The organism is Amycolatopsis sp. NPDC004747, assembly GCF_053601335.1.
In genome coordinates this window covers 58,374-84,454 of the sequence record NZ_JBSGBQ010000026.1, presented here as the reverse complement: position 1 = coordinate 84,454, position 26,081 = coordinate 58,374, and the positions used below count along the sequence as shown (strand labels likewise).

The window sequence follows — 26,081 nt, the reverse complement described above, 5'->3', positions numbered from 1 at the left end:
TGGGTGCTGAGCGCGTCACAACGACGAGGTCAGGCCCCTTCGATCTGCGGCGGCTCGTCCCGTTTCGCCGGCTTCCGGTACACGACGACCCCGCCCCAGAACGCCAGCCCGTTGATCTTCACCGTCGGGGCCGTCGGCGGTGCGGGCGGCGCGCCCGACTTGTCCTCCAGGGTGAACCCGCCCATCAGGCCGATGCCCGTCACGTCCACGTTGATGTCGTCCGGGACCGTGATCTGGATGCCGCCCATGATCGCCACGGCGGTGATCGTGCAGTGGCGGTCGGCGAAGCGGGCCTGGCGGAGGTCGATCTCCGCGCCGCCCCAGAACGCGAAGCTGTTGTGCTGCGGGGGCAGGACCCAGCTGCCCTTGCGGACCGCTCCCGACAGCACGCCGATCGACACCGGGCTGCCCGGGTGGCCGCCGATCCGCTGGTCCGGGAACCCGAGCGCCCGGGTGGTGGCCGGCTCAACGGCCGCGGACGACGACGGCAGGTCCGCCGTCACCGGTTTGAGTTCTCCCAGCGTCTTCGCCGCGTACACCGTGGTGAGCCGCTCTTCCAGCTCGTTCACCGTGATCCGGCCCTCCGCGAGGGCGTTGTGCAGCACCTGGGCGACGCGTTCACGGTCCGCGTCGGAAGCCCGCATCTGGTCGGGCGTCAGTTCGCTCACCCGGCGCAGCTTATCGGCGAAAACCACCCTGCGTGTCCATCTTCCGGAGGACACTGTGCCGATGGTCGAATTCCCCGACGGCACCCGCGTGCACGGGCGTGGCCTGGGCCGCCCCCGCCCCGACGAACCCACCCCCGACTACGGGCTCTACCTGGGCACCAGCCGGTTGCGGCGCAAGCACGGCGGGGGCATCACCTGGCCCCACGAGTGGATCACCTGGCCCGACTTCCTGCTGCCCACCCGGCCCGCGGACGCCCGCGCGAAGATCAAGGCCCTCCACGAACGGGCGAAGACCGAACGGGTGGAAGTCGCCTGCTACGGCGGCGCGGGCCGGACGGGGACGGTGATGGCCTGCCTGGCGGTCCTCTCCGGCGTCCCCGCCGAAGAAGCCGTCGCGTGGACACGAGCGCACTACAACGAGCGAGCCGTCGAAACACCCTGGCAGCGCGGCTGGGTGAAGAGCTTCGCGAAACAGCTAGATTGACGCGCATGGATGTGCACGTCGTCGACCACCCCCTCGCGAAGGCCCGGCTCTCCACGATGCGCGACGCGCGCACCGACAGCGCCGCGTTCCGGGCCGCGCTGCACGAGCTGACCGTCATGCTGGTCTACGAAGCCACGCGCGGCGTGCCGGTGAAGGCCGAGAAGATCCACACGCCGGTCGCCCGCACCGACGGCTACAAGCTGGCGAAGCCGCCGCTGCTGGTGCCGGTGCTGCGCGCCGGGCTGGGCATGGCCGACCAGGCGCACAAGCTGATCCCGGACGCGCAGATGGGCTTCGTCGGCCTGGCGCGCGACGAGGAGACGCTCAAGCCGACGCCGTACCTGGAGTCGCTGCCGGAATCGCTCGCCGACCGGCCGGTGCTGGTGCTCGACCCGATGCTCGCCACCGGCGGCTCGATGGAGTACACGATCCGGCTGCTCACCGGCCGCGGCGCCGACGACGTCACGGCGATCTGCGCGCTCGCGGCCCCGGAAGGCCTGGCGCACCTGGAGAAGACCGGCCTGCCGGTCCGGGTGGTCACGGCAAGCATCGACGAACGCCTCAACGACTCGGGCTTCATCGTCCCGGGCCTCGGCGACGCGGGTGACCGCCAGTACGGCGCCGTCTGAGCCGGTGCCGGTCCTGAAGTGGCGGTGGATCGCCGTGACCGCCGTCGCGGTCGCGGCCGCCACCGGGGCGCTGCTCTGGCTGTTCCTGGCCTGGTCGGGGCGGCCGGAGGCGCCGGTCCGGATCGACGCGGTCAAGACGGCGTTCGGCATCGGCGCGGGCGCGGGCGGGGTGTTCGCGCTGTGGCTCGCGACGCGCCGCCAGCGCACGCTGGAGCTGCAGCTGGCCGAGGCGACCCGGGTCGCGGCGGTGACCGAACGGGACCTGGAGGAGCGGCGGGTCACCGAGCTGTACACGAAGGCCGTCGAGCAGCTCGGCAGCGAGAAGGCACCGGTGCGGCTCGGCGGGCTGTACGCGCTGGAGCGGCTCGGGCAGGACAACCCGAAGCAGCGCCAGACGATCGTCAACGTGTGGTGCGCGTACCTGCGGATGCCGTTCGACGGCCCGAAGCAAGGCATCCGCGGCGTGGACGCGGTGCGGAGCAAGGCCGAGGAGCCGGCGAAGCCCGAGTACGACGAGGCGGAGCTGCAGGTCCGGCTCGCCGTGCAGGAGCTGCTGCGGACGCACCTGCGCCGGGACGACCCCGCGTTCTGGCCGGGCCTGGCCATCGACCTGCAGCGCGCGCAGCTGGTCGACTTCCGGTTCAGCGGCTGCGAGGCGCAGGCGGCGGACTTCAGCCACGCCCGGTTCGTCGGCGCGGTGCACATGCAGCAGACCACCTTCTGCCGGCGGGTGGGCTTCTACGGCACGGAGTTCACCGCGCTGGCGAACTTCGACCGGTCGGACTTCCGCGAGGGTGCCTTCTTCTCCTGGGCCCGGTTCCGCGGCGCCGCCCGCTTCGCGCGGACGTCCTCGACCGGCGGCCTGCGGTTCCACCACGCGCGCTTCGAGGCCGAGGCGGTGTTCGAGCGCAGCAAGCACGAGTTCGACTTCGAAGACACCTCGTTCGCGAGGGAATCCGACCGGCCGCACAACAACCGCGGTGACGCCGGCCACTGAGAGGTGTGACCAGCCAAGCGACGGGGGCGCCGGTGGATGACCGCGCTCTGTGGGACCGGGCGGCCGAGGGCGACCAGGCGGCCTTCACCGAGCTCTTCGAGCGGCACGCCGAGGCCGTCTGGAACCACGCCTACCGGCTGACCGGCTCGTGGTCGGCGGCCGAAGACCTCACCTCCAGCACCTTCCTCACCGCCTGGCGCCGCCGCGCGGACGTGCGGCTGGTGCGGGACAGCGCGCTGCCGTGGCTCTACACCGTCGCCGCCAACGCGGCCCGCGACGAGTACCGCGGCGTGCGAAGACGGCTGAGGCTGCTTCGGAAGCTGCCCGACCCGCCGGTCGTGACCGACCACGCCGACGCCGTGGCCGAGCGGCTCGACGGCGAACAGCGGCTGCGCGCGGTCCTCGCGGCCGTCCGGACGTTGCCCAAGGCGCAGCGAGAGGTCGTCGAGCTGTGCCTGCTCGGCGACCTCGGCGTCGCCGACGCCGCGGCGCTGCTGGCCGTCGCCGAGGTCACCGTCCGCGCCCACCTGTCCCGGGCCCGCGCCCGGCTGCGCACGCTGCTGGAGGAGAAATGAGCGACGACCTCGGCCTGCCGGCCCGGCAGGAGCTGCCGGACGACGTCCGGGCGCGGTTGCGCACCGGACTCCGCCGGGGCATCGGCAAACCACGGCGGACGAAGCACCTCTGGTACGCGGCCGCGGCCGCGGTGCTCGTGCTGGCCGCCGGCGCGGTCGTGGTGACGCGGCCGCTGCGGCAGCCCGCCGAGGCGCCGCCCGCGGCGAGCACCGGCCTGACGCTGGACGCCAAGCTGGCCACTTCGGCGCTCGACCGGTGCTGGGCCGCCGTGCGGGCGGAGGGGAAGACGGGCAGCGTGCCGGACCGCGCGGACTGGGTGCCGCTGTTCACCCAGGCGCTCGGCACCGACGCGGTGGTCGCGGCCACGGCCGCGGGCAAGCCGATGTTCTGCGAGGTCACCGAGACGACGGTGACCCTGTCCGACCCGGCGGCTGCGCCCGCGTACGCCCCGGGCAGCCGGTCCGGGCTGCTGCTGCACAGCGCGACCGGCCTGGCCGCCGGGGTGGTCGACCCGGCTTGGCCACAGGCGGACTTCGGCCTGAAGACGGCCGGAGGCTCTTCGGGGTCGTGGAGCGTGGACGCCTCGCCGGTCAGCCGCCAGTTCGTGGTGTTCACCCTCACGGTCCCGGCGAAGGCCGAACTGACCATCGGCGGCGGGCCGGGTGCCCGGCCGGAGCTCTCCTTGCCTGCCGCGCCGGCGCCGCTGCTCTCGGTCACCGACCGGCCGGCCCCGGCCGACCGGACCTCGGCCGCGGGCCGGGCACTGGGCGACTGCCTGGGTGCGGCGGAGGAGGCGATCGTGGACGCCGCCGCCTACCAGCCCGGCCCGCTGCTGACCGAGCAGAGCTACCAGGTCGTGCTCGGCCGCCTGGGCGACCGGGTCGTCGCGTGCACGACGGAGCCGGGTCCCGGTGGCCCGCGGGAGCGCGCCTACCCGGACATGTACGCGGGCCCGGCGGTACCCGCCCGCAGGCTCGTGCTCAGCACCCTGGGCGCGGTCGAAAACGGCGGCGGGGCGGGCCGTTCGCGGACGCCGTTCGCGGTGCTGGTGCCCCGCTCGGCGACCCAGGCCGTGATCGACTTCGGCAACGGGAACGGGGCCGACACCCTGGTGACCGACGGCATGTTCGCCATCTGGCTCCCGGTCAGCAGGCTGGGGCCGGACTCGGAAGGCCATGTCAAGGCGTGGGACGCGCAGGGCGTGGTCGTCTACGACGGGACGTTGCCGCTGAGGTGAGGCCGCAGCCAGCCGGAGGCGTTCGCGCGCAGGGCCGCTTCGTACGCACCCGTGACGTCGAACTCCTCCGGCAGGTTGCCGGTCAGCTCCAGCGACACCAGGCCGTGCACGATGGCCCAGCAGCCGACCGCCACCGTCTCCGGCGGGACGTCGAGGAAGACGCCGTCGGCGATCGCGCGGCGGATGATCCGTTCCAGCGGCTTGAGCGTCTCGCGGGCGAGCTTCTCGGCGTCCTCGTTCGGCTCGAACCCGGGCACCGACTTGGTGAACATGATCCCGTAGAGGTGCGGGTCGGCCAGCGCGCTGGTGCGGTAGGCGCTGCCGAGCGCGACGAGGTCCTCGACGGCGTCGCCGGTCAGCGGCGTCCCGGCCATCCGGGCGCCGAAGCGGCGGAAGCCCTCGGTGTACAGGGCGTTCACCAGGTCGGGCTTGCTGCCGAACAGCGAGTACACGGCGGTGGTCGACGTCCCGGCGTCGGCGGCGAGCTTGCGCAGCGAAAGCGCCTTCGGCCCGTCGGCCGCGAGGAGCTCGCCGGCCCGGTCGAGCAGCTTGAGCCGGAGCGCTTCGTCGTGCGTGCGGGGTCGCGCCATGTACCCAGCGTATCGGAACGGTGTTATGGAAGACCAGGGTGAAGAGTTGACCTGGAGTGCACTCCAGGTCGTACTGTCGGGCCATGAGCTACTCGATAGCGGAAGCCGCGCGACGTAGCGGACTGTCCATCGACACCCTCCGGTACTACGAGCGCATCAAACTGCTCGACCCGCCCGCGCGGGACGCCGCGGGCCGCCGGGCCTACTCCGACGACGACCTCAACTGGCTGGGCTTCCTGACCAAGCTGCGCACCACCGGGATGCCCATCAAGAGCATGCGCGAGTACGCGTCGCTGCGCCGGCACGGCGTCGCGAGCGCGGGCCGCCGCAAGGCGCTGCTGGTGGAGCAGCGCCGGTCGGTCGCCGAGCGGATCGCCGAGCTGCAGGGCTGTCTGGACATCCTCGACTACAAGATCGAGAACTACGCCCAGGTCGAGCGCAACGTGCTCGGCGTGGAACCCGGTATGGAGGAGATTTCCGCGTGAAGAACAGGAAGCTGGGCGGCCTGGAGGTCGGCGCCCAGGGGCTCGGCTGCATGGGGATGAGCCAGGCCTACGGCGTCCGCGACAACGACGACGAGTCGATCGCGACCATCCACCGCGCGCTCGAGCTCGGCGTGACGCTGCTGGACACGGCGAACGTCTACGCGGGCGGCGTCAACGAGGAGCTGGTCGGCCGCGCGATCGCCGGCCGCCGCGACGACGTCGTGCTCGCGACGAAGTTCGGCATCGTGTGGAACGACGGCGCGATGGGCGCCCGCGGTGACGCCGCGTACGTGAAGCAGTCGTGCGACGAGTCGCTGCGCCGGCTGGGCGTCGACCACATCGACCTGTACTACCAGCACCGCGTCGACCCGGACACGCCGATCGAGGAGACCTGGGGAGCTCTCGCCGAGCTGGTGGCGGCCGGAAAGATCCGGTACGCCGGGATTTCCGAGGCGAGCGCGGCGACGATCCGGGCCGCGCACGCGGTGCACCCGGTGACGGCGCTGCAGAGCGAGTGGTCACTGTGGACCCGGGGGATCGAAGGCGAAATCCTGGACACCTGCCGGGAGCTCGGCATCGGGATCGTCCCGTTTTCGCCGCTGGGCCGCGGGTTCCTGACGGGCGCGGTGACGTCGATGGCCGACCTGCCCGAGGACGACATGCGCCGCGGCCTGCCCCGCTTCGCCGAGGGCAACTTCGAGCGCAACATGGCGATCGTCGAGGCGCTGCGGCAGCTGGCCTCGGACAAGGGCGTGACGGCGGGCCAGCTGGCGCTGGCGTGGGTCCAGGCCCAGGGCGAGGACGTGGTGCCCATCCCGGGCACCAAGCGCCGCAAGTACCTCGAGGAGAACGTGGCCGCGGCTTCGCTGGAACTGACGGCCGACGACCTGGCCGCGATCGCGGCGGCGGCTCCCGCCGAGGCCATCGCGGGGGAGCGTTACCCCGAACGCCTGGCCCGCGCAGCCGGCCGCTGATCACGCGAGTCCCGGCTCCGATCACGAGCCGCTGACGCGAAACTTTCCCGGGAAAGCCGGGCTCTGAGGCTTTTCTGAGATCTCCGGAGCAGGCTCGGCGCCGATCAAGTGGTCGGTGCCGAGCCCCAGGAGGTCGTCGTGGCGGAGGAAGTGCTCGATTATCTGGTCGTCGGGGCCGGGCCGGCGGGGGTGCAGCTGGGACAGCACCTCGGGCACGCCGGGCACCGGTACCTGGTGCTGGAGGCCGGGTCCGCGCCCGGGCACTTCTTCGAGACCTTCCCGCGGCACCGCACCCTCATCTCCATCAACAAGAAGCACACCGGGTACACCGACCCGGAGCTGCGCATGCGGATGGACTGGAACTCGATCCTCGCCGACGGCGACGACGAGCCGGTCCTCTTCACCGACTACAGCGAAAAGCTCTTCCCGGACGCGCCCGACCTCCTGCGCTACCTCGCCGACTACGTCGAGAAGCACAAGGTCGAGGTCCGCTACGACACCCGCGTCACGCGCATCCGCCGCGAGGGCGAAACTTTCGTCCTCACCGCCGGTGACGCCGAGTTCCGGGCCAACCGGCTGATCATGGCGACCGGCGTCACCAAGCCGTACATCCCGCGGTTCCCCGGCGCCGAGCTGATCGACCAGTACGTGGACGTCGACGTCGACCCGAAGAGCTTCACCGACCAGCGCGTCCTCGTGCTGGGCAAGGGGAACTCCGCCTTCGAGACCGCGGACAACCTGATCGAGCAGGCCGCCGTCGTGCACGTCGGCGGGCCGCGGCCGGTCAAGCTGGCCTGGCGCACGCACTTCGTCGGCCACCTCCGCGCCTACAACGCGGGCATCCTCGACATGTACCAGCTCAAGCTGCAGCACGCGATCCTCGACGGCGACGTGCGCGAAGTCCGCAAGGACGCCGACGGCTACCACGTCAAGTTCGCCTTCGCCCGCGCCGACGAGGTCATCAAGGAGATCCGCTACGACCGCGTGATCGGCTGCACCGGCTTCCGCTTCGACGCCTCGCTCTTCGACGAGGACTGCCGCCCCGAACTCACCATCGACGACCGGTTCCCGGCGCAGACGCCGAGCTGGGAGTCGGTCAACGTGCCCGGCCTCCACTTCGCCGGCACGATCACGCAGGTCCGCGACTTCAAGAAGGCCACCAGCGCGTTCATCCACGGCTTCCGCTACGGCGTCCGCGCGCTGGCCAAGGTGCTGAACGAGCGCTACCACGAAGTCCCGTGGCCGCACACCGAGCTGCCCGCCAAACCGGACGCGCTGACCGAAGCCGTGATCACCCGGATCAACCGGACTTCCGCGCTGTACCAGCAGTTCGGTTTCCTCGGTGACGTCGTGGTCGTGGACGGCGACACCGCCCGCTACCTCGAAGAGGTGCCGGTCGACCGGGTCCTCGAGAACCCGCCGGACGACTTCTACGTCGTCACCCTCGACTACGGCCCGGACCACGACAAGGTCGACCCGTTCGACTTCGTCGCCCGGGCCGCCCAGGACAAGGCCAACGACCACGGCGAAGGCCACTACCTGCACCCGATCGTCCGGCACTACCGGCGCGGCGAGCTCGTCGCGACCCACCACGTCACCGAGAACCTGGAAAACGAGTGGGACAAAGAGGTGCACGTCGAGCCGCTGACCGCGTTCTTCACCCGGGAGCTCTGATGCGCACGGTCGCGGAGTTCGAGGCGGCGGCCCGGCAGCGCCTCGACCCCGTGCACTACGACTACTTCGCCGGCGGCGCGCAGGACGAGATCACCCTGGCGGAGAACGAATCCGCGTTCCGGAAGCTGCGGCTGCTGCCGCGGGTGCTGCGCGGCAGCGACAAACGCGACCTCAGCGTCGAACTGCTCGGGACGCCGTCGTCGATGCCGATCCTCGTCGCGCCCACCGCGTTCCACCGGCTCGCCCACGCCGACGGCGAACTGGCCACGGCGCGGGCGGCGGCCCGCGCGGGCACGATCATGATCGTCAGCATGGCGGCCACCACGGCGATCGAAGACATCGCCGCGGCCGCCCGCGAGGTCGCGCCGGACCCGGGCCTGTGGTTCCAGCTCTACCTGCAGCCGGACCTGGAGTTCACCGAGGCGATCGTGCGCCGGGCCGAGAACGCGGGCGTGAAGGCGTTCGTCGTCACCGTCGACTCGCCGGTGCTCGGCCGCCGCGAGCGCGACGACCGCAACGATTTCCACGACCTGCCGCCCGGCCTGGTCGTGGAGAACCTCCGCAACCTCGAGCTGGAGAACCGCAGCGGTGGCAACGCCAGCCACGTCCGCGAGATCGTCATGTCGGCCGGCCTGAACTGGGACCACATCGCGTGGCTGCGGGGCAAGACCAAGCTGCCGGTGCTGATCAAAGGTGTCCTGCACGCCGAGGACGCGCGGCTGGCCGTCCACCACGGCGTCGCCGGGATCGTGGTGTCCAACCACGGCGGCCGCCAGCTCGACACCGTACCCGCGACCATCGACGTCCTGCCCGGGATCGCGGCGGCGGTCGGCGGGGCGATCCCGGTGCTGCTCGACGGCGGGATCCGGCGGGGCACCGACGTCGTGAAAGCGCTCGCCCTCGGCGCGGACGCGGTCGGCGTCGGCCGCCCGGTCGTGTGGGGCCTGGCCGCGGGCGGGCGCGAAGGCGTCACGCGGGTGCTGGAACTGCTGCGCGACGACTTCGACCAGGCCCTCGCGATGTGCGGCGGCCGGCACCCGGCCGACCTGACCCCGGACCAGGTGCGCCGATGATCGGCAAGGTGCTCGCCTGGCTGCCGGAACGCGTGGTGGCGCTGCGGATGCGGATCTTCGCGCTGGTCAACGGCCAGGACGTGGTGACGGTCCCGGGGCCGCAGGTCGGCGCCGCCGACTTCAAGCGCGTCTACGCCGATCCGGCCGCGAACGGCCGCAGCCGGGGCGCCGCGCTGTCCGACCTGTTCTGGTACTGGCTGTCGCCGGGGCCCGAGGTGCACCAGGAACACCTGGAAGCCGGGCCGCGCTACGACGAGGTCGCCAAGTGCACCCGCCACATCCTGGTCAAGTCCAAAAAGGACTCCGAAGAGCTGGCCCGGCGGGTGGCCGGCCACGTACTGGACGGCGTCCGCCCCGGGCTCGTCCGGCTGCGCGACGAGATGATGCCGATCTGGGCGGAGCTGTACTACGAGCTGGTGTTCGACGAGCCGTGCCCGCCCGAGGCACGCGACCTCATCGTGGCGCACGCGGACGACGTCGCCTCGGCGCTGAAGTGCGTGCGGCCGCGGAACATGCGCCGCCGGGCCCGGCTGACGAAGTACCTCAGGCAGCGGCTCGCCGACGTCCCGCACCCGCTCCCGGAGTCGTTGACCCCCGAGGAACAGGCCTACTACCTGCAGGGCACCTTCTTCACCACCGCCGTCGTGCAGATGTCGGAGGCGATGGCGCACCTGCTGATGATCATCGCGCAGGACGAAAGCGGCCAGCAGCGGCTGGCCGAGCATCCGGAGGACATCGACGGCATCATCGACGACGGGCTGCGCGCGTACCCGCTGTTCGGCATCGCGCACCGGATCTCCACCGCGGACATCGAGCTGGACGACCTCACCATCCCGGCCGGGACGGTGCTGTGCTTCAGCTACCCCGATTTCGCCGAGCAGTCCACCAAAGAGGAGTTCATCCCGTTCGGCGTCGCGCAGAACCGGGCCTGTCCGGCGCGCGGGCTCGCGCCGCCGACCATGCGGGTCGTCGCGCAGGAAGTGCTGCGCCGTTTCAGCCTCGCCTCGACGGCCGCCCACACGCGTTCCATCCCCAACCGCGGCCCGGTGCTGCTCACGCCCCGCAGGGCCCGGCACGGGCGCGCGCCCCTGGTGTGGCTCGCGGTGCGCGACCGCTGGGAAGACGTCTGGCGCAGCTTCGCCCAGCTCGTGTTCGGCACGTACATGGTCCTCGACGCCCGCCGCCAAGCCCTGTGTTCGACCTACTTCGCCGGAGGCAACCGATGAGCCCGTCCGAAGCGGCACCGGTCTTCTTCCTCGCCGTCGTGGTGATCCTCGTGGTCGTCCGGCTGGTCTGCCTGGCCGCGGTCAAGCTCGGCCAGCCGCCGGTGGTCGGGGAGATGATCGCCGGCGTGCTGCTCGGCCCCTCGCTGCTCGGGCTGCTGCTGCCGGACGTCCAGACGGCGTTGTTCCCGGACGGGATCCGGCCGCTGCTCTACGTCGGCGGCCAGATCGGCCTGGTCATCTACATGTTCGGCGCCGGCTACGAGTTCGACCCCCGCAGCATCCGGCAGTCGCGGAAGTCCGTCGCGGCCGTCTCGTCGGCCGGGACGCTGGTGCCGCTCCTGCTCGGTATCGGGGTCGCGGTCGTCGGCATGTCGTGGGTCGGCATCGGCAAGGACGGCGTTTCGCCGGTGACGTCGGCGGCTTTCGTCGGGGTCGCGCTGGCGATCACGGCGTTCCCGATGCTGGCGCGGATCATCACCGAACGCGGGATCGCCGGGACGAAGTTCGGCTCCCTGGCGCTGGCCTGCGGCGCGCTCGACGACGTCCTGGCCTGGCTCCTGCTGGCGGTCGTGCTGGGGATGCACGCCGGGTCGGCCGGGCCGATCGCGCTCGCGCTGGGCGGTGGTGTCCTGTTCGCCGGGCTGGTGTTCATCGTCGGGCGGCGGCTGCTGGCGAAGGCGATGCGCAGCGAGCGGATGGGGCTCGACCAGCGGGTGCTCGTCACCGCGATGACGCTGTTCGCCGCCGCCTGGTTCACCGACGTGATCGGCCTGTACGCGGTGTTCGGCGCGTTCTGCGTGGGGATCGCGTTCCCCCGGACGCCGTCCGCCGACGCCGTGCTCGCGAAGATCATGCCGATCGGCCGGATCGTGTTCCTGCCGCTGTTCTTCACCTATTCCGGCCTGAACACCCGGTTCGCCCTGCTCGCCGACCCGAAGCTGCTCGCGTTCGCGGTGCTGTGCGTGGTGGTCGCGATCATCGGCAAGCTGGGCGCGTCCTGGGGCGCGGCCCGGCTGGCGGGGGAGCCGCAGGCCATCGCGACGCGCGTCGGCGTGCTGGTCAACGCCCGCGGGCTGATGCAGCTGATCGCGCTCAACGTCGGCCTGGCCGCCGGGATCGTCTCGCCGGCGTTGTTCACCGTGCTGGTGCTCGTCGCGCTGGTCACCACCATCATGACCGCGCCGGTGCTGGGCTGGCTCGACCGGCGCGATGCCCGCAGGGGGAGCACCGACGTACTCCTGACGGCCGAACCTGTACCGCTGACCGGGAAAAGTTGATTATTCAAGTTCGGAAATAACTGTCAAGATGGATCGGTGCGCGACGGGGTGGCGAAACCGAAGGTGCTACTGGTCGAAGACGACCGGGAACTGGCGGGCATGCTGGGGGAGCTGCTCACCGACGAAGGCTACGAGACCGAAGCGGCGTACGACGGCCAGCGGGGCCTGCACCTCGGGCTCACCGGGCGGTACGACGTGCTGGTCATCGACCGCCGGCTTCCGGTGCTCGACGGGCTGGAGCTGCTGCGGCGGCTGCGGGCCCGCGCGGTGACCACGCGGGTGCTGGTGCTCTCGGCGCTGGGGGAGGTGGCCGACCGCGTGGCCGGCCTCGACGCCGGCGCGGACGACTACCTCGTCAAGCCGTTCGAGGCCGAGGAGCTGCTCGCGCGGCTGCGCGCGCTGGGCCGCCGCGACCTCGACGGCGCCGAGTGCCTGCCGCTCGGCACGGCGGCGCTCGACCTGCAGCGCCACGAGGTCGTGCTGCCGCGCGGCGAGCGGATCACGTTGTCCGGGCGGGAGTTCGAGCTGCTGCGGACGCTGGCGCAGCGGCCGAAGGCGATCCACCCGCGGGCGGCGTTGCGCACGCGCGTGTTCGCCGACACCACCGGGGAGTCCATTGTGGACACCTATGTCTACTACCTGCGGCGCAAGCTCGGCCGGGACGCCGTGCGGACCGTGCACGGCCTGGGGTACCAGATCGGCGTGGTATGAGCCCGGAACCGGAGGAACGGGCCCTGCGGCGGGCGCGGTGGGTGATCACCGCGCAGATCGCCGTGGTGGTGTCGCTGCTGGTGGCCGTCGCGGGCGCGATCGCGTACGGCATCCTGCTGTCCGGCCAGCACGCCGACGCGGACCGGCTGCTGGCCAGGACGATCCAGCTCGGCCCCGGCGCGACCCCGCCCGGCTGCGTCTGGCTGTTCACGCCGGGGGCGCAGGCGCCCGCGGGGCCGCCACCGGCGGGGATGCCGATCCCGGAGCTGAACGCGCTGGTGCCGGCGCCCGGCGACGTCCACACCGAACGGCGGTCGATCGACGGGATGACGTACACGTTCCGGGTGGAGAACCGCGGCGGCGTCGTCTCCCAGGCGTTCTTCGAGGAGCGCTACCAGATCCAGGACCGCGCGTCGCTGGTGACCGGGCTCGGCGTCGCGGAAGTGCTGGCGCTGCTGGCCGCCTTCGGGTGCGGGCGGGTGCTGGCCCGCCGGGCGATCCGGCCGCTGGAAGACGCGCTGCGGCGGCAGCGGACGTTCGTCGCGGACGCGTCCCACGAACTGCGGGCGCCGCTGACCCGGCTGCACACGCGCGCGCAGCTGCTGGCCCGCCGCTCGTCCGGCCGCGACGCGGCGGACCTCGACCAGCTGGTGCGCGGCACGCGGGAACTCGGCGAGGTCGTCGAGGACCTGCTGCTGTCGGCCCAGGCGTGCGGCGAACGGCCGTCGCTGGAGCTGGTCGAGCTGGGTGTGCTGGCCGAGGAGGCGGTGGCGGCGGAGGCGGTGCGCGCATCCGAAGGTCAGGTCCGCCTGGCGGTGACCCGCGAGCGGCGGCCGTACGTGGTCCAGGGGGTGCCGACGGCGTTGCGCCGCGTGCTGTCGGCGTTGCTGGACAACGCGCTCGGCCACACACCACCGGGTGGTTCGATCGAGGTCTGGCTCGGCGTCCCGGACGAGCGGCACGTGGAACTGCGCGTCCGCGACACGGGAATCGGCTTCCCGGCCGCCGACGCGGACCGCATCTTCGAGCGCTTCGCCCGAGGTTCCGACGGCGACGGCCGCCGCTTCGGCCTCGGCCTGGCCCTGGTCCGCGAAGTGGTGACGGGCCACGGCGGAACCATCGCGGCCGCGGCCCGCCCCGGAGCCGGAGCCACCTTCACCCTCCGCCTCCTCCGCGCCGACCCCACGTGACCAGACCCGGAACCGACGTGACCAGGCCCGTATCCCGCGTGATCGAGGCCGGAACTCGCGTGATTGAAGGGGCATCACACGTGATCGGGCGGGCATCGGCCTGATGCCTCCCCAATCACGCGTGATGCCCCTGTGAGCACGCGAGATGCGCCTCTGATCACGCGAGATCCGGCCTCGATCACGTGAGTTGCGGGGCTGATCACGTGGGTTTCGGGAGAGCGAAGCGGATTTCGCGGGCCAAGGCCGGGGCGAGGGCGGCGCAGGCCGCGTCGATCTCCGCGGCCAGGTCCGGGCTCGGGGTGGTGTAGGTGGACGCCGAGTGGTGGAGCCAGGCGTGGATGTCGCGGTGGGCGTCGGCGGCCAGGTCCGGGTCGGTCAGCAGGGTGAGGTTCGTGTGCAGGCGCAGCCAGGTGTCCTGGTCGCGGAGCAGGGCCGCGGCCGCCCGGCGCGTGTGGACCGGACGGCCGCGGGACAGCAGGGCCCGCAGCGCGACCGGGTCGACGGACCGGCCGCGCAGGAACGCCACCGCCTGGCGGGTCACCGACGGCGACGGGTCCGTCAGCAGCGGCCGCACCGAAGCCGACTCCGGCGCGATCCGGCGCAGGCCGCGCACCGCCGTCCGGCGGATCCGGGGCCGGCCGTCGGCGAGGTGACGCTCCAGGACCGCCGCGTCGGCCGCGATCCCCGTCTCGCCGAGCCCCGCGAGCACGCCGAACGACAGCGGCATCGCCCGGTAGTGCGCCGCCGGGTCGCCGCCCGCCTTCAGGACCAGCGCCTGCGCCATCGACCGGACCGCCGACGACCGGTCCGCCAGGTGGGCCACCGCGGCCTCCGGCCCGAGCAGCGTCAACGCCCGCATCCGGACCTTCGGCGCCCCGCCGGCCAGCAGCTCCGAGACGTACTCGCCGCGGTCGAGCAGCGCGTTGCCGCACGACGAACGCACGACGAAGTCCGGGTCGCCCACCGCGATGCCGAGCAGCCGCGAGCTCGACAGCAGTCCGACCGCCTCCGCGTGCACCCACCGGCGGGTTTCCCGGTCCTCGAGCGCCAACGCGTCCTCGAGCACGCCCGGCAGGGCCTCACGCAGCAGCGCGGTCATCCAGCCGTCGACCTGACGCCGTCGCAGGACGCCGAGCAGCGGCAGCACCACGCGCAGCGACTCATCGTCCAGTTTGGACAGCACGATCGACCGGGCGAGCTCCCGGACCGGCCGCACCCAGTCGACGCACCGGAGCAGCAGCAGCGGCAGCACTTCGGGTCCGGTGCGCACGGCCAGCTGTCGGACGGCGGCCTCGCGCAGGTACCCGTCGCCGTCGCACACGGCTTCGGCCAGCTCTTCGCGCGAAGGCCGGCGGCTCAGCCGCCTTCCGCGGCGATATCCCGACGCTCGCCGTACGGCCACGTCGAATTCGACCCACTGCCGCACATCTTCGTACTCGATCATCGGCCTCCCCTCCCGGCGCCCAGGATGCCCGGGCCCCGGAAGGGAGTCGAGCCGATTTACCCCAGCAGCGCCCGCACGGCGGCCGGGGCGTCGGCGACCGCGACCGGGTTCTGCTCGCGCGTCGCCAGGCTGCGGACCGTCACGTTCCCGGCGGCCCAGTCCTCCTGGCCGACGATCACCACCGCGGCCGCGCCCGCCTTGTCCGCGCGGGTCAGCTCCTTGCCCAGCTTGCGGTGCTCGATCGGCGTCGACGTCCGCAGCCCCGCGGCGCGCAGCGACGAAGCGACCGACCGGGCCGCGTCCGAGAGGTCGTCGGTCACCGGGATCACCATGACGTCGACCTCGCTGCGCGGGGACGGCGTCAGCCCGTGCGTGTCCAGGAAGTCCATCAGCGTGACGTCACCCATGCCGAACCCGATGCCCGGGATCTGCAGCGGGGTGAACATCGACGCCAGGTCGCTGTAGCGGCCGCCGCCGAAGAGGGCGCGGCGGTTCTCCGGCGAGGTGTCGAAGACCTCGAACACGGTCGACGTGTAGTACGCCAGCCCGCGCACGATCATCGGCTCGTACTTCACCAGCGAACCCGCGCTGCTGTTCAGCACGCGCACCAGGTTCGACTGCTCCCGCACCTCGGCCGGCAGCTCGTCGAGCAGCGCCTCGCCCGCGTCGAGCGTCTCGGCCAGCTTCTCGAACTGCTTGTCCGAAAGCCCGATCTCGCCGGCGCTCTCGGCCAGCTTCTCGCGCGGGTACTTCTCCCAGCGGTCGACCAGCGCGAACACCTGGGACAGGTGGTCCGCCGACACCCCGGCGACGTCGGTGAGCGCCGACGTCAGCAGGTTCCGGTCGTTGACGCGCAGCACGAACATGTCCGGCGTCGCACCCAGCGCGGCCATCATGTCGTGCACCAGCTCGAAGATCTCGATCTCGCAGTTGGCGCTGTCCGAGCCGAAGATGTCCGCGTTGATCTGCCAGTGCTCGCGGACGCGGCCGCGCTGCGGCGCCTCGTAGCGGTGGCAGTTCGGGTGGCTGTACCAGCGGACCGGGAACGACAGCGACTTCGCGCTCCCGGCGATCATCCGCGCCACCGACGGCGTCATCTCCGGCCGCAGCGCCAGCCGCCGTCCGCCCTTGTCGGTCAGCGTGTACAGCTGCTTGTCGGCGATCTCCTGACCGGACTTCCGCTCGTAGATCTCGGCCGACTCGAGGATGGGGCCGTCGTAGCGGAGGAAGCCGCGGCGCTCGAGGACGTCGTAGAGATGACCGAACACCTGGGTACGCACGGACATTTCGGCGGGCAGGAAGTCCCGGGTCCCCTTGTAGGGCGCGGTCGGCAGGTATTCAGGCACGTCACCAGCTTAACGACCGGCGCTCAGGCGAAAGCGACCCCGTACGCCGTGAGCAGCGTTGCCGCGGCCAGCAGCACCGCGCCGACGGACGTCACGCGCCCGCCGAGCTTGCCGCGGTTCGGCAGCAGGTGGAGGAAGAAGCCACCCGATTGGGCGAGGATGCCGAACAGCAGCAGGAAGCAGGTGATCCACAACGTCGTCCCGGACAGCGTCGTGCGGCTCAGGATCTGCAGCGCGACCAGGGCGAGGATCAGCAGGACGCCGGCGTGCGCGTGGCCGGCGCGGAACATCGCGCGCTGGTGCTCGGTCAGCTTGCGGTCGCGCATGACGCCCAGCAGCGCGTAGCCGCCGTACATGACGGTCGGCAGCGAGACCAGGGCGATCACTGTGAACAGCTGGGTGGGTCCGTGCATCGGGAGCTCCTTCGGGGTGGTGCAGCTACCGTAACACTGTTTTAAAACGCTGTCACCAAAGTAGGCATTCCCCGATCGGGTAAGTCAGGCGACGCGGCCCTGAGCCAGCACCAGCAGGGGGTTGCGGAGCGCGGCCAGCGACGCCAGCGGGTTGCCCTCGACGACCAGGACGTCCGCCGCGAGCCCGCCTTCGAGCCGTCCGGTCACGTCCCCGAGACCCAGCCCGGCCGCGCTGTCCTCGGTCGCGATCTCCAGGATCCGGCGCCGGGAGAAGCCGAGCCATTCGTAGAGCTCCAGCGCGCCGGCCGGATCGTCGAACACCGAACCGGCCAGGCCCGCGTCCGTCCCGGCGAGCAGGCGGACGCCCTGCTCCTCGAGCCACGGCAGCCGCCCGTACACCGCCATCCCGAGCTCCTCGCCGAGCCGCTCGACGATCGTCCGCCAGTTGCGGCTGCTCGTCGAGCACGCCGAGATCCCCTCGGCGGCCATCCGCTTGGCCACGTGCTCCCGGCGGTCGAACGACCGCGGCCCGGTCATGAAGCTGCAGTGCTCGACCGTCGACACCCCGGCTTCGACGGCAGCCTCGATCGCGTCGGCGCCGTGGGCGTGCGCGGCGACCGGCAGCCCGTGCGCCGCCGCGTGCGCGACGATCAGCGACAGCTGCCGGGCGTCGAACTGCGACTCCCACATGTCCGCGCCGCCTTCGGTGATCTGGCCGCCGCTGGCCATCACCTTGATCACGTCCGCGCCGGCGGCCGCGTTTTCGTCGATGAGCGTGCGGATTTCGTCATCCGATGCCGTTGCGCCACCGAAAAAGTGGCAGTGCCCGCCCGGCACGGTGATCGGCGGCCCGGAGACCAGCAGCCGCGGTGCGGCCGTCCCTTCGAACGACCGCCGGACGGCCGCGCCGAGGTGCCCGCGGTCGCCGAGGTCCCGCACGGTCGTGACACCGCTGCGCAGCATCGCCTCGAGGCGCGAACGCGCGCCGTCCAGCAGGTCGTCGCTCTCGGAGAAGCGGGCCAGCATCTCGCGCGAGGCGTCGAACGCCAGGTGCACGTGGACGTTGAACAGGCCAGCGAGCGCGGTCCCGGTCGGGAAGTCGTGCCGGGTGGCGTCCGGCGCGGCGACGTCCGCGCGCGGGCCCGCCGCGACGATCACGCCGTCGCGCACCAGCACGGCGCCGTCTTCGACCGGGGTGGCCGGCCGGGGCAGCACCCGGCCGGCGGTGATCAGGGTGTCCACGTCACTTCCCGTTCGTCATCGCGGCCGACAGCGCGAGCAGCGGCCGGACGTCGGATTCGAGGTCGTCCGCCCCGGCGGGCAGGACCTGCTTGGCGCGGCCGTCGCTCGGCTCGCCGTCCGCGTGCCGCCGCAGCGCCGCCTTCAGCGCGGCCGCCGCGGCGCTCGGATCTTCGGCGACGACCTCGCCGAAGTCCGCGTCGAGGTACGGCGACAGCTGCACCAGGCCGTCGCGGATCTCGATCACCCGGCGGTAGTGGACCCGGTTGACGCCACCGCGCCTTCGCGGCGGCGTCCGCAGCACGATGCTGGGGAACGCCTCGACCAGGACGGTCCACAACGGAGCCAGCGCTTCGTGTTCGTGCCGGTGCCGCCGGCGCCGCCGCAGCGCCGAAACCCGCGCCCGCAGCCCGGGGTAGGTGACCCCGGCGAGGAACAGCATGCCGCCGACGATCACGAACGGCACCCCGAGCAGCAGCAGGATCTTGACGACGGGCCCGAACACCCACGCCACCACGATGTACAGCGCGCGGAAGACGCTGCCGGCGGCCGCGCTCGCCATGCCGACGGCGCTCAGCCGCAGCCCGGTCCGCAGGTGCCGGTCGGCCACCCGCTGGTACCGCACGATCCAGGCGGTGCAGGCGATGAGCCCGTAGATCAGGTACAGCCCGGCGCCGAGGTAGAACGCCGCGACCCCGCCGTCGTGGATCGTCGACGGCCCCAGCGGCAGGCCGCGCAGCTCCGGCGGGGTCAGGGCCATCGCGACGACCATCAGCGTGATGGCCGCGGCCAGCGGGACGAGTTCGACGGCCACCCGGCGGTACCGGCGCGGGCCCAGCGCCGAGCCGAGGAAGAAGACGACCAGCGCGCAGAGGCCGCACGCCAGCAGCGCGTTGTTGGCCACCCGCGCCGCACCCAGGCCCAGCAGCGCGTCGACCTCGTCGGAGACCACGGTCTGCTGCAGCAGGAACGCCGCCGCGAAGCCGGCCACGCACGCGGTGACCGCCCAGTTCGGCACCGTCGGCGCGCGCGCCACCTGGTAGATCCGCCACGCCAGCGCGGCGGAGAACAGCACCAGGGCAATCAGGTTGACCGGGCTGAAAAGTGTGCTCACAACCACCCTTGGTGATCGCCGAGCGCCCCCTGGATCCGGCGGAGATCCCGGTCAGCGGCGCGCCGGGGGATCGTGTAGTTCAGGACCGACGCCCATTCGAGGATGATCGTCGCGACCGTTTCGGCTTCCCACTCGTGCGCGTCATCGTAGGACGAGCGGCGCAGTGCGCGGTGTACGGCATCCGGGTCAAGATCGGCCGCCGGGCCGCGCAGGAAGTCGGCGGGCTCGGCGTCGCCGTGCGGGTGGTGATCCGCCAGCATGTGCCCGAGCTCGTGCAGGATGATGTGGTCCTGGTGCGATTTGGTCGTTTCGGCCTGGTAGAAGATGTAGTCCGCGGACGTCGTCGCGATCCAGCAGCCGAACGGCCCCGGCACTTCGAGCGGGTACGCCAGCAGCCGGATCGGCTTCCCGCGCCGCTCGCCCAGCCGGGCGCACAGCTCCCCGACGTCCAGCGGCGGCCCGATATCCAGCTCCTTGAGCAGCTTCCGGCAGCGGCGGCGCAGCTCGCGCTCCTTCATCGCGCGGGGCCCCGGTCCTCCGGGCTCCGGCCCTCGCGTTCGGCCCGCTCGTAGCGTTCGACGAGCTCCAGCAGGTCCATCACCTGACGGCGGCCCTGCGGGGACAGCTCCTGGGCCCGCATCGCCATCAGCTGGGCCTCGCCCGTGGGTGCCGCGGCCGCCTCGGCGTCGAAGAAGTACGTCACCGGCACGCCGAACAGCCTCGCCAGCGCCTCGACGTAGTGGATCTTCGGGTTGACGCGCTTGCCCGTCGCGAGCTGCTGCAGGTAGGCGGGCGACATCGCCGGGCCGCCCGCCCGCTCGACGGCGGCCGAGATCTCCCGGTAGCTGTGCGGTGCGCGGCCGTCGACCCGAGCGGCCTCGATCAGGGCGCTCAGGCGCTCCGCGAAGGTGCGCTCCCGTGCCATCTCCACCCCCTGGAATCCAGCCGCGGAAATTCTAGCCGGAGAACCACTGTACGCATATGTTGACAGCTCTCGTATGCAGTGGTTTACAGTTGGCTCACCTCTCGCCTGACCCTCCGTGCCCTGGGGGTGCACGGAAGGGCTCAGGCGAGAGGTTGTCGTGCCTTCGACTCGTCATGATCGCACCGTCTGTAGTACGCTTCACAGGCCAAGGTTGATCGCCCTCGGGCGAACCCTTGGCCACGGCCTGTTGCCGGAGGTCGACCCCCAGGGCTTCCGGTGACAGGCCCCTTTACTTTCGTCAGCCCATCAGCGTGGCGGCCAGGGTGCCGCCCAGTTCGGTGCAGGCTTCCAGGGTCTTCTTGTCCGGTTCACCCGTGCTTGTGACGGATTCTGCCGCTTTGGCCCACCCCAGGCCGGTCGTGATGGCCAGCAGTTGCCGTTCGGTGCCCGAAGTGTCGCTGTTGCCGTGAATCCAGTACCCGAACGGGCGACCGCGCGTCTCGTCCAGGCACGGGTAGTAGATCGTGTCGAAGAAGTGCTTGAGCGCGCCGCTCATGCTGCCCAGGTTCGCCGGGGTGCCCAGCAGGTAGCCGTCCGCTTCGAGGACGTCGACGGCGGTGGCCGCCAGCGCCGCCCGGCGGACCACCTCCACCCCTTCGACGTCCGGGTGCGTCGCCCCGGCCACGACCGCCTCGAACAACGCCTGCGTCGACGGCGACGGCGTGTGGTGGACGATCAGCAGCCTCGGCATCAGGCGAGCAGCTCCTCGACGTCCGCCCGCAGTGCCGTCAGCCGCTCCTGCGCCGCCTCGCGGACGTCGGCCACCACCTGCAGGTACGCCTTCAGCTTCGGTTCGGTCCCGGACGGCCGGATGACCACGCGCACGCCTTCGCCGGTCAGGCGCACGACGTCGGCGTCCGGCAGCAGGTCTTCGAGGGTGACGTCGACGCCGCCGAGCCGGGCCGGCGGGGTCTCCCGCACCTTGGCCATCAGCTGCCCGCGGACGGCGAGGTCGGTGACCCGCAGCGAAACCTGGTCGGTCAGGTGGACGCCGTGGCGCCGCGCCAGCTCGTCGAGCACGTCCAGCGGCGTCCGGCCCTGCGCCTTGAGCTGCGCGGCGAGCCCCGCGGCCAGCGTCGCCGCGGCGATGCCGTCCTTGTCGCGCACGAAGCCCGGGTTCACACACAGCCCGAGGGCCTCTTCGTAGGCGAACACCAGCCCTTCCCCGGCGCGCACCAGCCACTTGAAGCCGGTCAGGGTCTCGGCGTAGCGGGCGCCTTCGGCCTTGGCGATTTCGCCGAGCATCGACGACGACACGATCGTGGTGGCCACCAGCGGGTCCGGCAGCACCGTGCGATCCACAGTGGACAGGACGTACGAGCCGAGCAGCACGCCGGTCTCGTCGCCGCGCAGCATCCGCCAGCTCCCGTCGCGCTCGCGGACGCCGAGCGCGCACCGGTCGGCGTCCGGGTCGAGCGCGATCGCCAGGTCGGCGTCCACTTCGGACGCCAGCGCCAGCAGGAGGTCGGTCGCTCCCGGCTCTTCGGGGTTCGGGAACGACACGGTCGGGAAGTCCGGGTCCGGCGCGGTCTGCGCTTCGACCAGATGCAGGTCGGTGAACCCGGCCCGGTCGAACGCCGCGCGCAGCGTGCCGGCGCCGACGCCGTGCAACGCCGTCGCGGCCACGCGCACCGCGCGCTCGGAGCCCAGCGGCAGCGTCGCGACCTCGTCGAGGTAGCGGTCGAGCAGGTCGACGACCTCCGCGCCGGGTGCCCGCGGCACGTCGGCGGCGGACGGCGCGGCTTCGATGGCGCGCTCGATCTCGCCGTCGGACGGCGGGACGATCTGGCCGCCGGTGGCGTCGTAGAGCTTGTACCCGTTGTCCGCCGGGGGGTTGTGGGACGCGGTGATCTGGATCCCGGCCACCGCGCCGAGCCGTCCGACGGCGAAGGCGAGCACCGGCGTCGGCAGCGGGCGAGGGAACACCTTGACGTCGAAGCCGGCCGCGGTCAGCACCTCGGCGGCGGCGGTCGCGAAGGCTTCCGAGCCGTGCCGCGCGTCGCGGCCGACGACCACCAGCGCGCCGGCGTGCCCGTGCGCCTTCAGCCACTCCGCCACCCCGGCCGTCGTGCGGGTGACGACGGCGACGTTCATCCCGTTCGGCCCGGCGCGCACCGGGCCGCGCAGGCCGGCGGTGCCGAACTCCAGGGCGCCGGCCAGCCGGTCGGCCAGGTCCGCGGCGGCCGCGGGGTCGTCGTCCGCCCGGGCCAGGACGGCCTCCAGCTCGGCACGGGTGGCGGGGTCCGGGTCGGCGGCGATCCAGCGGGAAGCGGCGTCACGCAGGGTGGAATCCGATGTCACCGCGACAGCCTACGGGCTATGGTCGGGTAGGTGCGCTTACTCTTCACCTCACTGGGGTCCTTCGGCCACACCTTCCCGCTCGTCCCGCTGGCGGTCGCCGCGCGCGAGGCGGGCCACGACGTCGTCTTCGCCACCTCGGAAGACTTCCTGCCGCAGCTGACCAAAGCCGGGCTCGAGACGGCGGCCGCCGGGCTCGCCATCAAGGACGCCTTCGGCCAGGCGTTCGGCCAGGTGTTCGGCGAAGCGGGCCCGCCCGGCCCGCCGGGTGACATCCCGCGGGAGGTGCTCTTCCCGGTCGTCGCGAAGGTGTTCGGCGAGCTGATGCCGAAACGGTTCGTCGCCGATCTGCTGCCGTTGTTCGAGCACGTCCGGCCCGATCTGGTGGTGAGCGAGGCGGGCAACTCGGGCGGGGCGTTCGCCGCCATCAAGGCCGGGTTGCCGGTGGTGGCACACGGTTTCGGCCGCGTGTCGACCGGCGACCCGATGACCACGAAGATCCGGGACGCGATCCGCGCGCACGCGGCTTCCCTGGACATCGAGGTCGGCGAGGACCTGGCCTTCGGCGGCCCGTTCGTCGACATCTGCCCGGAGTCGGTGCAGGACCCGGACTTCCTGGCGCGCACCCACCGGGTGCCGCTGCGCCCGGTCGGCTGGAGCGAGCCGGGCGAGCTGCCGCCGGGCGTGCTCGGCAAGCGGCGTCCGCTGGTCTACCTGACGCTCGGCACGGCGATGGGCCACGCGGGCGTGCTCACCGAGGCGATCGCCGGCCTGTCCGGTTTGGACGTCGACGTCCTGGTCGCCACCGGCCCGTCGCTGCCCGAGGACGCGTTGGGCGAAGTCCCGGAGAACGTCCGGCTCGAGGCGTGGGTCCCGCAGGCGGCGCTGCTCCCGCACGTCGACCTGGTGGTGCACCACGGCGGCAGCGGCACGACGCTCGGCGCGTTCGGCGCGGCTCTCCCGCAGCTGCTGCTGCCGCAGGGCGCGGACCAGTTCACCAACGCGGACGCGGTCCTCGCGGCCGGCGTGGGCGACCGCCTCATCGGCCCCGAGGTCACCGCCGAAGCCGTCGCCACCAAGGCCCGCCACCTGCTCACCGACACCGCGGTCCGCGACGCGGCCCAAGCCCTGGCCGCCGAAGTCGCGGCGATGCCGTCCTCGGCCGAGGTCGCCGCCCAGCTCCCCAGCTTCGCCTGAGTTCCGGCTCCGATCACGCGGATTCCGGCTTGAATCACGCGAGTGCGTGATTCAAGCCGGAACTCGTCAGGCGCGGCTGACCAGTTCGCGCAGCAGGGAGCCCATCTTCGTGGCCGCGGCGCGGCCGGCTTCCAGGACTTCCTGGTGGTTCAGCGGTTCGCCGGTCATGCCCGCGGCCAGGTTCGTCACCAGGGACAGGCCGAAGACCTCGACGCCGGCCGCGCGGGCGGCGATCGCCTCCAGCACCGTCGACATGCCGACCAGGTCCGCGCCCAGCGTGCGCAGCATCCGGATCTCCGCCGGCGTCTCGAAGTGCGGCCCGGTCAACCCCGCGTAGACGCCTTCTTCGAGCGACGGGTCGATCTCGCGGGCGATGTCCCGCAGCCGCTTCGAGTACAGGTCCGTCAGGTCGACGAAGTTCGCGCCGACGATCGGCGAGCGCGCGGTCAGGTTCAGGTGGTCGGCGATCAGCACCGGCTGACCGACCTGGAAGCCCTCGCGCAGGCCGCCCGCCGCGTTCGTCAGCAGCACCGTCCGGACGCCGGCCGCCGCCGCGGTGCGCACGTTGTGCACCACCGGGTCGATGCCCTTGCCCTCGTAGAAGTGCGTCCGGCCGAGCATCACCAGGACGTGCTTGTCGCCGATCTTCAGCGAGCGGATGGTGCCGCCGTGGCCCACCGCACCGGGGGTGGTGAAGCCGGGCAGTTCGGCGAACGGGATCTCCGTCTCGCACTCCCCGATGACGTCCGCCGCCGGGCGCCAGCCCGATCCCAGGACCACCGCGATGTCGTGCGCGTCCACGCCGGTGCGCTTGGCGATGGCGCTCGCGGCTTCTTGTTCACTCATGCGAGGGAGCGTAACCGGACGGCCCTCACCACGAGGAACACCACCAGCCCGAACGGCGAGAGGAAGATCGTCATCAGCAGGATCGGGCTGACGACCCAGGGCGAGATGTTCCGGGCGCGTCCTTCGAAGTACATCCACCGGGCGATGAACAAGTCGAACGCGATCAGGTGCGCCCAGACGAGCCCGGCGCCCCACGGCGTGGCCAGCAGCGCCTGCAGGACGCCGAGGTCGGGCCGCAGCATCGCCCGCCCCCACTCGCCGAAGTGCGGCAGCACCAGCCCGAAGTAGCACACCAGCGGCAGCAGCGGCACCCACGGCGACCGCATGACCCGCTCGGTCCACCGCCACTGCGGCGCCAGGATCATCAGCGCCCAGAACGGCGCGGCCAGCGGGAAGGCCAGGTCGAAGAGGTTCATCGGACGCGCACCGTAGCCCACGAACCCAGCCCGGCCGCCGCGGCCAGCAGGGCGAACGCCCCGAGCGTCGTCGCGTCCGGGTGCACGATCGACTGCGCCCGCAGCGCCTGCCAGGTGACCAGCGCGATCAGGCCCGCGTACCCGGCCGCACCGATCAGGACGAGCCGGGCGCGGACGACGTCGTCGCGCAGCCGCCGGAAACGCGGGGCCAGCGCCGCCAGCGCGATGGCCAGCAGCGGCAGGGCCTGCAGGGCGTGCATCCCGACGAAGTGCGGGATCCGCAGGTCGCCGCCGACCGTGCTCCAGCCGAGGATCGGCAGGCCGGGGCCGCCGTCTTCGAGCCCGACGGTGTGCCCGCCGACCATGTCCGACCGCCCGCCGGTCCGCCACTGCGCGAGCTGCTGCGCGGTCGGGTTCGTCATCAGCTGGCCGAGCGTGATCCCCACCAGCGACAGCGCGGCTCCGGCCCGCACCGCCCAGTGCGACGCGCGGTCGGGCAGCTTCGTGAACAGCATCAGCACCGTCAGCGCCAGCGTGGCGCCCCAGAGCACGAAGATCATCACGGCCATGCTGCGGAAGATCGCGGCGTCCTGCGGGGTCGCGACGTTGAAGTGGCTCGCCCGGCCGCGCGCGGCCTGGAACACCAGGAGGACGTACTCGGCGCCGAAGATGGCGACCAGGAGGTTCGTGAGCCAGTTCGCCGTGCGCCGGAACTTCGGCAGCAGCGAGACGAGCCAGCTCCAGGTGGCGAAGTAGAGCGCGCCGGAGACCGCGAACTTGAACGGTTTCGCCCAGATCGGCGCCCCCGCCAGGGTCCGCTGGTCGAGGAGCATGGCGGCCACGCACAGCACCGCCACCACCGCCAGCGCGGCGGCCGCGAGCGCGGACGGCCGGTGCCAGGTGTTCGTTCTGCTTCGGAGATCGGCAAGGATGGTCATGTGGTCCTCCCAGAACGGATAGTTAAACTCTCCGTTTTGGGAAGTTAAACTATC

The 26,081-nt window shown here is 72.1% G+C and carries 28 protein-coding genes; 14 read left to right on the top strand and 14 right to left on the bottom strand.

The genetic code is table 11. The features are described from left to right. Positions 1–29: 29 nt before the first annotated feature. The gene (locus ACWEGE_RS34080; protein ID WP_449664611.1) at positions 30–644 is read right to left on the bottom strand and encodes a DUF1707 SHOCT-like domain-containing protein; all 615 of its coding nucleotides are present in this window, start codon (positions 642–644) and stop codon (positions 30–32) included. Between the two features lie 85 nt (positions 645–729). Here ACWEGE_RS34080 and ACWEGE_RS34075 point away from each other — a divergent pair, with 85 nt between their 5' ends. Genes ACWEGE_RS34075 through ACWEGE_RS34055 form a run of 5 tightly spaced genes read left to right on the top strand, consistent with a single transcriptional unit; the run spans position 730 to position 4,591 of the window. Beyond that, positions 730–1,152 (top strand): protein-tyrosine phosphatase family protein, encoded by a 423-nt coding sequence (locus tag ACWEGE_RS34075; protein ID WP_449664576.1) that lies wholly within the window; start codon positions 730–732, stop codon positions 1,150–1,152. Between the two features lie 5 nt (positions 1,153–1,157). Continuing rightward, complete coding sequence (gene upp / locus ACWEGE_RS34070; protein WP_449664575.1) at positions 1,158–1,781, top strand: uracil phosphoribosyltransferase; 624 nt, start codon at positions 1,158–1,160, stop codon at positions 1,779–1,781. A gap of 34 nt (positions 1,782–1,815) precedes the next feature. After that, entirely contained in the window at positions 1,816–2,778 is a 963-nt protein-coding gene (locus ACWEGE_RS34065; protein ID WP_449664574.1) for a pentapeptide repeat-containing protein, read from the top strand. Between the two features lie 5 nt (positions 2,779–2,783). Next, complete coding sequence (locus tag ACWEGE_RS34060) at positions 2,784–3,353, top strand: RNA polymerase sigma factor (protein WP_449664573.1); 570 nt, start codon at positions 2,784–2,786, stop codon at positions 3,351–3,353. Continuing rightward, positions 3,350–4,591, top strand: coding sequence for a hypothetical protein (locus ACWEGE_RS34055; protein WP_449664572.1), 1,242 nt, complete (start codon positions 3,350–3,352; stop codon positions 4,589–4,591). The genes ACWEGE_RS34060 and ACWEGE_RS34055 overlap by 4 nt, the downstream gene beginning before the upstream one ends. On the opposite strand, the gene ACWEGE_RS34050 is transcribed toward ACWEGE_RS34055, so the two are convergent. Next, positions 4,564–5,181, bottom strand: a complete 618-nt coding sequence (locus ACWEGE_RS34050) for a TetR/AcrR family transcriptional regulator (protein WP_449664571.1) — start codon at positions 5,179–5,181, stop codon at positions 4,564–4,566. The two genes, ACWEGE_RS34055 and ACWEGE_RS34050, sit on opposite strands and share 28 nt — an antisense overlap. A gap of 83 nt (positions 5,182–5,264) precedes the next feature. On the opposite strand from ACWEGE_RS34050, the gene ACWEGE_RS34045 reads away from it, so the two are divergent. The 8 genes from ACWEGE_RS34045 (at position 5,265) to ACWEGE_RS34010 (ending at position 13,791) form a co-directional block, all read left to right on the top strand. Further along, positions 5,265–5,666 carry a MerR family transcriptional regulator gene (locus ACWEGE_RS34045; protein WP_310971071.1) on the top strand — a complete coding sequence of 134 codons (402 nt, stop codon included), beginning with the start codon at positions 5,265–5,267 and terminating at the stop codon, positions 5,664–5,666. 50 nt (positions 5,667–5,716) lie between these two features. Further along, positions 5,717–6,640, top strand: a complete 924-nt coding sequence (locus tag ACWEGE_RS34040; protein ID WP_449664610.1) for an aldo/keto reductase — start codon at positions 5,717–5,719, stop codon at positions 6,638–6,640. 138 nt (positions 6,641–6,778) lie between these two features. Then, positions 6,779–8,314, top strand: coding sequence for an NAD(P)-binding domain-containing protein (locus tag ACWEGE_RS34035; RefSeq protein WP_449664570.1), 1,536 nt, complete (start codon positions 6,779–6,781; stop codon positions 8,312–8,314). Further along, positions 8,314–9,387 (top strand): alpha-hydroxy acid oxidase, encoded by a 1,074-nt coding sequence (locus tag ACWEGE_RS34030; protein ID WP_449664569.1) that lies wholly within the window; start codon positions 8,314–8,316, stop codon positions 9,385–9,387. The genes ACWEGE_RS34035 and ACWEGE_RS34030 overlap by 1 nt, the downstream gene beginning before the upstream one ends. Further along, on the top strand, positions 9,384–10,613 hold the full coding sequence (locus tag ACWEGE_RS34025) for a cytochrome P450 (RefSeq protein WP_449664568.1): 1,230 nt from the start codon (positions 9,384–9,386) through the stop codon (positions 10,611–10,613). The genes ACWEGE_RS34030 and ACWEGE_RS34025 overlap by 4 nt, the downstream gene beginning before the upstream one ends. Then, complete coding sequence (locus ACWEGE_RS34020; RefSeq protein ID WP_449664567.1) at positions 10,610–11,890, top strand: cation:proton antiporter; 1,281 nt, start codon at positions 10,610–10,612, stop codon at positions 11,888–11,890. Before ACWEGE_RS34025 ends, ACWEGE_RS34020 begins: the two co-directional genes overlap by 4 nt. 63 nt (positions 11,891–11,953) lie before the next feature. Beyond that, on the top strand, positions 11,954–12,601 hold the full coding sequence (locus ACWEGE_RS34015; RefSeq protein WP_449664609.1) for a response regulator transcription factor: 648 nt from the start codon (positions 11,954–11,956) through the stop codon (positions 12,599–12,601). Beyond that, entirely contained in the window at positions 12,598–13,791 is a 1,194-nt protein-coding gene (locus tag ACWEGE_RS34010; protein WP_449664566.1) for a sensor histidine kinase, read from the top strand. Before ACWEGE_RS34015 ends, ACWEGE_RS34010 begins: the two co-directional genes overlap by 4 nt. Before the next feature lie 199 nt (positions 13,792–13,990). On the opposite strand, the gene ACWEGE_RS34005 is transcribed toward ACWEGE_RS34010, so the two are convergent. The 9 genes from ACWEGE_RS34005 to ACWEGE_RS33965 form a co-directional block, all read right to left on the bottom strand. After that, a complete protein-coding gene (locus ACWEGE_RS34005; RefSeq protein WP_449664565.1) occupies positions 13,991–15,235 on the bottom strand; it encodes a HEAT repeat domain-containing protein in 1,245 nt (414 codons plus the stop codon). 56 nt (positions 15,236–15,291) lie between these two features. After that, positions 15,292–16,581, bottom strand: coding sequence for a histidine--tRNA ligase (hisS, locus tag ACWEGE_RS34000; RefSeq protein WP_449664564.1), 1,290 nt, complete (start codon positions 16,579–16,581; stop codon positions 15,292–15,294). A gap of 23 nt (positions 16,582–16,604) precedes the next feature. Further along, positions 16,605–16,994: a hypothetical protein gene (locus tag ACWEGE_RS33995; protein ID WP_449664563.1), complete on the bottom strand. Its 390-nt coding sequence runs from the start codon at positions 16,992–16,994 to the stop codon at positions 16,605–16,607. An 84-nt stretch (positions 16,995–17,078) separates the two neighbouring features. After that, positions 17,079–18,236, bottom strand: a complete 1,158-nt coding sequence (locus ACWEGE_RS33990; RefSeq protein ID WP_449664562.1) for an amidohydrolase family protein — start codon at positions 18,234–18,236, stop codon at positions 17,079–17,081. 1 nt (position 18,237) lies between these two features. Continuing rightward, complete coding sequence (locus tag ACWEGE_RS33985) at positions 18,238–19,347, bottom strand: MAB_1171c family putative transporter (protein ID WP_449664561.1); 1,110 nt, start codon at positions 19,345–19,347, stop codon at positions 18,238–18,240. Beyond that, positions 19,344–19,865: a hypothetical protein gene (locus tag ACWEGE_RS33980; protein ID WP_449664560.1), complete on the bottom strand. Its 522-nt coding sequence runs from the start codon at positions 19,863–19,865 to the stop codon at positions 19,344–19,346. Before ACWEGE_RS33980 ends, ACWEGE_RS33985 begins: the two co-directional genes overlap by 4 nt. Then, positions 19,862–20,272 (bottom strand): XRE family transcriptional regulator, encoded by a 411-nt coding sequence (locus ACWEGE_RS33975; RefSeq protein ID WP_449664559.1) that lies wholly within the window; start codon positions 20,270–20,272, stop codon positions 19,862–19,864. Before ACWEGE_RS33975 ends, ACWEGE_RS33980 begins: the two co-directional genes overlap by 4 nt. Before the next feature lie 298 nt (positions 20,273–20,570). Continuing rightward, positions 20,571–21,023 carry a flavodoxin family protein gene (locus ACWEGE_RS33970; RefSeq protein WP_449664558.1) on the bottom strand — a complete coding sequence of 151 codons (453 nt, stop codon included), beginning with the start codon at positions 21,021–21,023 and terminating at the stop codon, positions 20,571–20,573. After that, positions 21,023–22,633 carry a phospho-sugar mutase gene (locus ACWEGE_RS33965; RefSeq protein ID WP_449664557.1) on the bottom strand — a complete coding sequence of 537 codons (1,611 nt, stop codon included), beginning with the start codon at positions 22,631–22,633 and terminating at the stop codon, positions 21,023–21,025. Before ACWEGE_RS33965 ends, ACWEGE_RS33970 begins: the two co-directional genes overlap by 1 nt. 30 nt (positions 22,634–22,663) lie before the next feature. Here ACWEGE_RS33965 and ACWEGE_RS33960 point away from each other — a divergent pair, with 30 nt between their 5' ends. Continuing rightward, positions 22,664–23,827 carry a glycosyltransferase gene (locus ACWEGE_RS33960; protein ID WP_449664556.1) on the top strand — a complete coding sequence of 388 codons (1,164 nt, stop codon included), beginning with the start codon at positions 22,664–22,666 and terminating at the stop codon, positions 23,825–23,827. Between the two features lie 66 nt (positions 23,828–23,893). Here ACWEGE_RS33960 and ACWEGE_RS33955 read toward each other — a convergent pair whose 3' ends face one another. The 3 genes from ACWEGE_RS33955 to ACWEGE_RS33945 are packed head-to-tail and all read right to left on the bottom strand — an operon-like array spanning position 23,894 to position 26,027. Continuing rightward, on the bottom strand, positions 23,894–24,673 hold the full coding sequence (locus ACWEGE_RS33955; protein WP_449664555.1) for a purine-nucleoside phosphorylase: 780 nt from the start codon (positions 24,671–24,673) through the stop codon (positions 23,894–23,896). After that, complete coding sequence (locus ACWEGE_RS33950; protein ID WP_449664554.1) at positions 24,670–25,089, bottom strand: ABA4-like family protein; 420 nt, start codon at positions 25,087–25,089, stop codon at positions 24,670–24,672. The genes ACWEGE_RS33955 and ACWEGE_RS33950 overlap by 4 nt, the downstream gene beginning before the upstream one ends. Next, a complete protein-coding gene (locus tag ACWEGE_RS33945) occupies positions 25,086–26,027 on the bottom strand; it encodes a hypothetical protein (RefSeq protein WP_449664553.1) in 942 nt (313 codons plus the stop codon). Before ACWEGE_RS33945 ends, ACWEGE_RS33950 begins: the two co-directional genes overlap by 4 nt. Positions 26,028–26,081 lie beyond the last annotated feature (54 nt).

Coding starts and splice junctions, on each gene's coding strand:
- ACWEGE_RS34080 (WP_449664611.1), bottom strand. CDS start 644: ATGCGGGCTTCCGACGCGGACCGTGAACGCGTCGCCCAGGTGCTGCAC.
- ACWEGE_RS34075 (WP_449664576.1), top strand. CDS start 730: ATGGTCGAATTCCCCGACGGCACCCGCGTGCACGGGCGTGGCCTGGGC.
- upp (WP_449664575.1), top strand. CDS start 1,158: ATGGATGTGCACGTCGTCGACCACCCCCTCGCGAAGGCCCGGCTCTCC.
- ACWEGE_RS34055 (WP_449664572.1), top strand. CDS start 3,350: ATGAGCGACGACCTCGGCCTGCCGGCCCGGCAGGAGCTGCCGGACGAC.
- ACWEGE_RS34050 (WP_449664571.1), bottom strand. CDS start 5,181: ATGGCGCGACCCCGCACGCACGACGAAGCGCTCCGGCTCAAGCTGCTC.
- ACWEGE_RS34045 (WP_310971071.1), top strand. CDS start 5,265: ATGAGCTACTCGATAGCGGAAGCCGCGCGACGTAGCGGACTGTCCATC.
- ACWEGE_RS34040 (WP_449664610.1), top strand. CDS start 5,717: ATGGGGATGAGCCAGGCCTACGGCGTCCGCGACAACGACGACGAGTCG.
- ACWEGE_RS34030 (WP_449664569.1), top strand. CDS start 8,314: ATGCGCACGGTCGCGGAGTTCGAGGCGGCGGCCCGGCAGCGCCTCGAC.
- ACWEGE_RS34025 (WP_449664568.1), top strand. CDS start 9,384: ATGATCGGCAAGGTGCTCGCCTGGCTGCCGGAACGCGTGGTGGCGCTG.
- ACWEGE_RS34020 (WP_449664567.1), top strand. CDS start 10,610: ATGAGCCCGTCCGAAGCGGCACCGGTCTTCTTCCTCGCCGTCGTGGTG.
- ACWEGE_RS34010 (WP_449664566.1), top strand. CDS start 12,598: ATGAGCCCGGAACCGGAGGAACGGGCCCTGCGGCGGGCGCGGTGGGTG.
- ACWEGE_RS34005 (WP_449664565.1), bottom strand. CDS start 15,235: ATGATCGAGTACGAAGATGTGCGGCAGTGGGTCGAATTCGACGTGGCC.
- ACWEGE_RS33995 (WP_449664563.1), bottom strand. CDS start 16,994: ATGCACGGACCCACCCAGCTGTTCACAGTGATCGCCCTGGTCTCGCTG.
- ACWEGE_RS33980 (WP_449664560.1), bottom strand. CDS start 19,865: ATGAAGGAGCGCGAGCTGCGCCGCCGCTGCCGGAAGCTGCTCAAGGAG.
- ACWEGE_RS33975 (WP_449664559.1), bottom strand. CDS start 20,272: ATGGCACGGGAGCGCACCTTCGCGGAGCGCCTGAGCGCCCTGATCGAG.
- ACWEGE_RS33970 (WP_449664558.1), bottom strand. CDS start 21,023: ATGCCGAGGCTGCTGATCGTCCACCACACGCCGTCGCCGTCGACGCAG.
- ACWEGE_RS33955 (WP_449664555.1), bottom strand. CDS start 24,673: ATGAGTGAACAAGAAGCCGCGAGCGCCATCGCCAAGCGCACCGGCGTG.
- ACWEGE_RS33950 (WP_449664554.1), bottom strand. CDS start 25,089: ATGAACCTCTTCGACCTGGCCTTCCCGCTGGCCGCGCCGTTCTGGGCG.
- ACWEGE_RS33945 (WP_449664553.1), bottom strand. CDS start 26,027: ATGACCATCCTTGCCGATCTCCGAAGCAGAACGAACACCTGGCACCGG.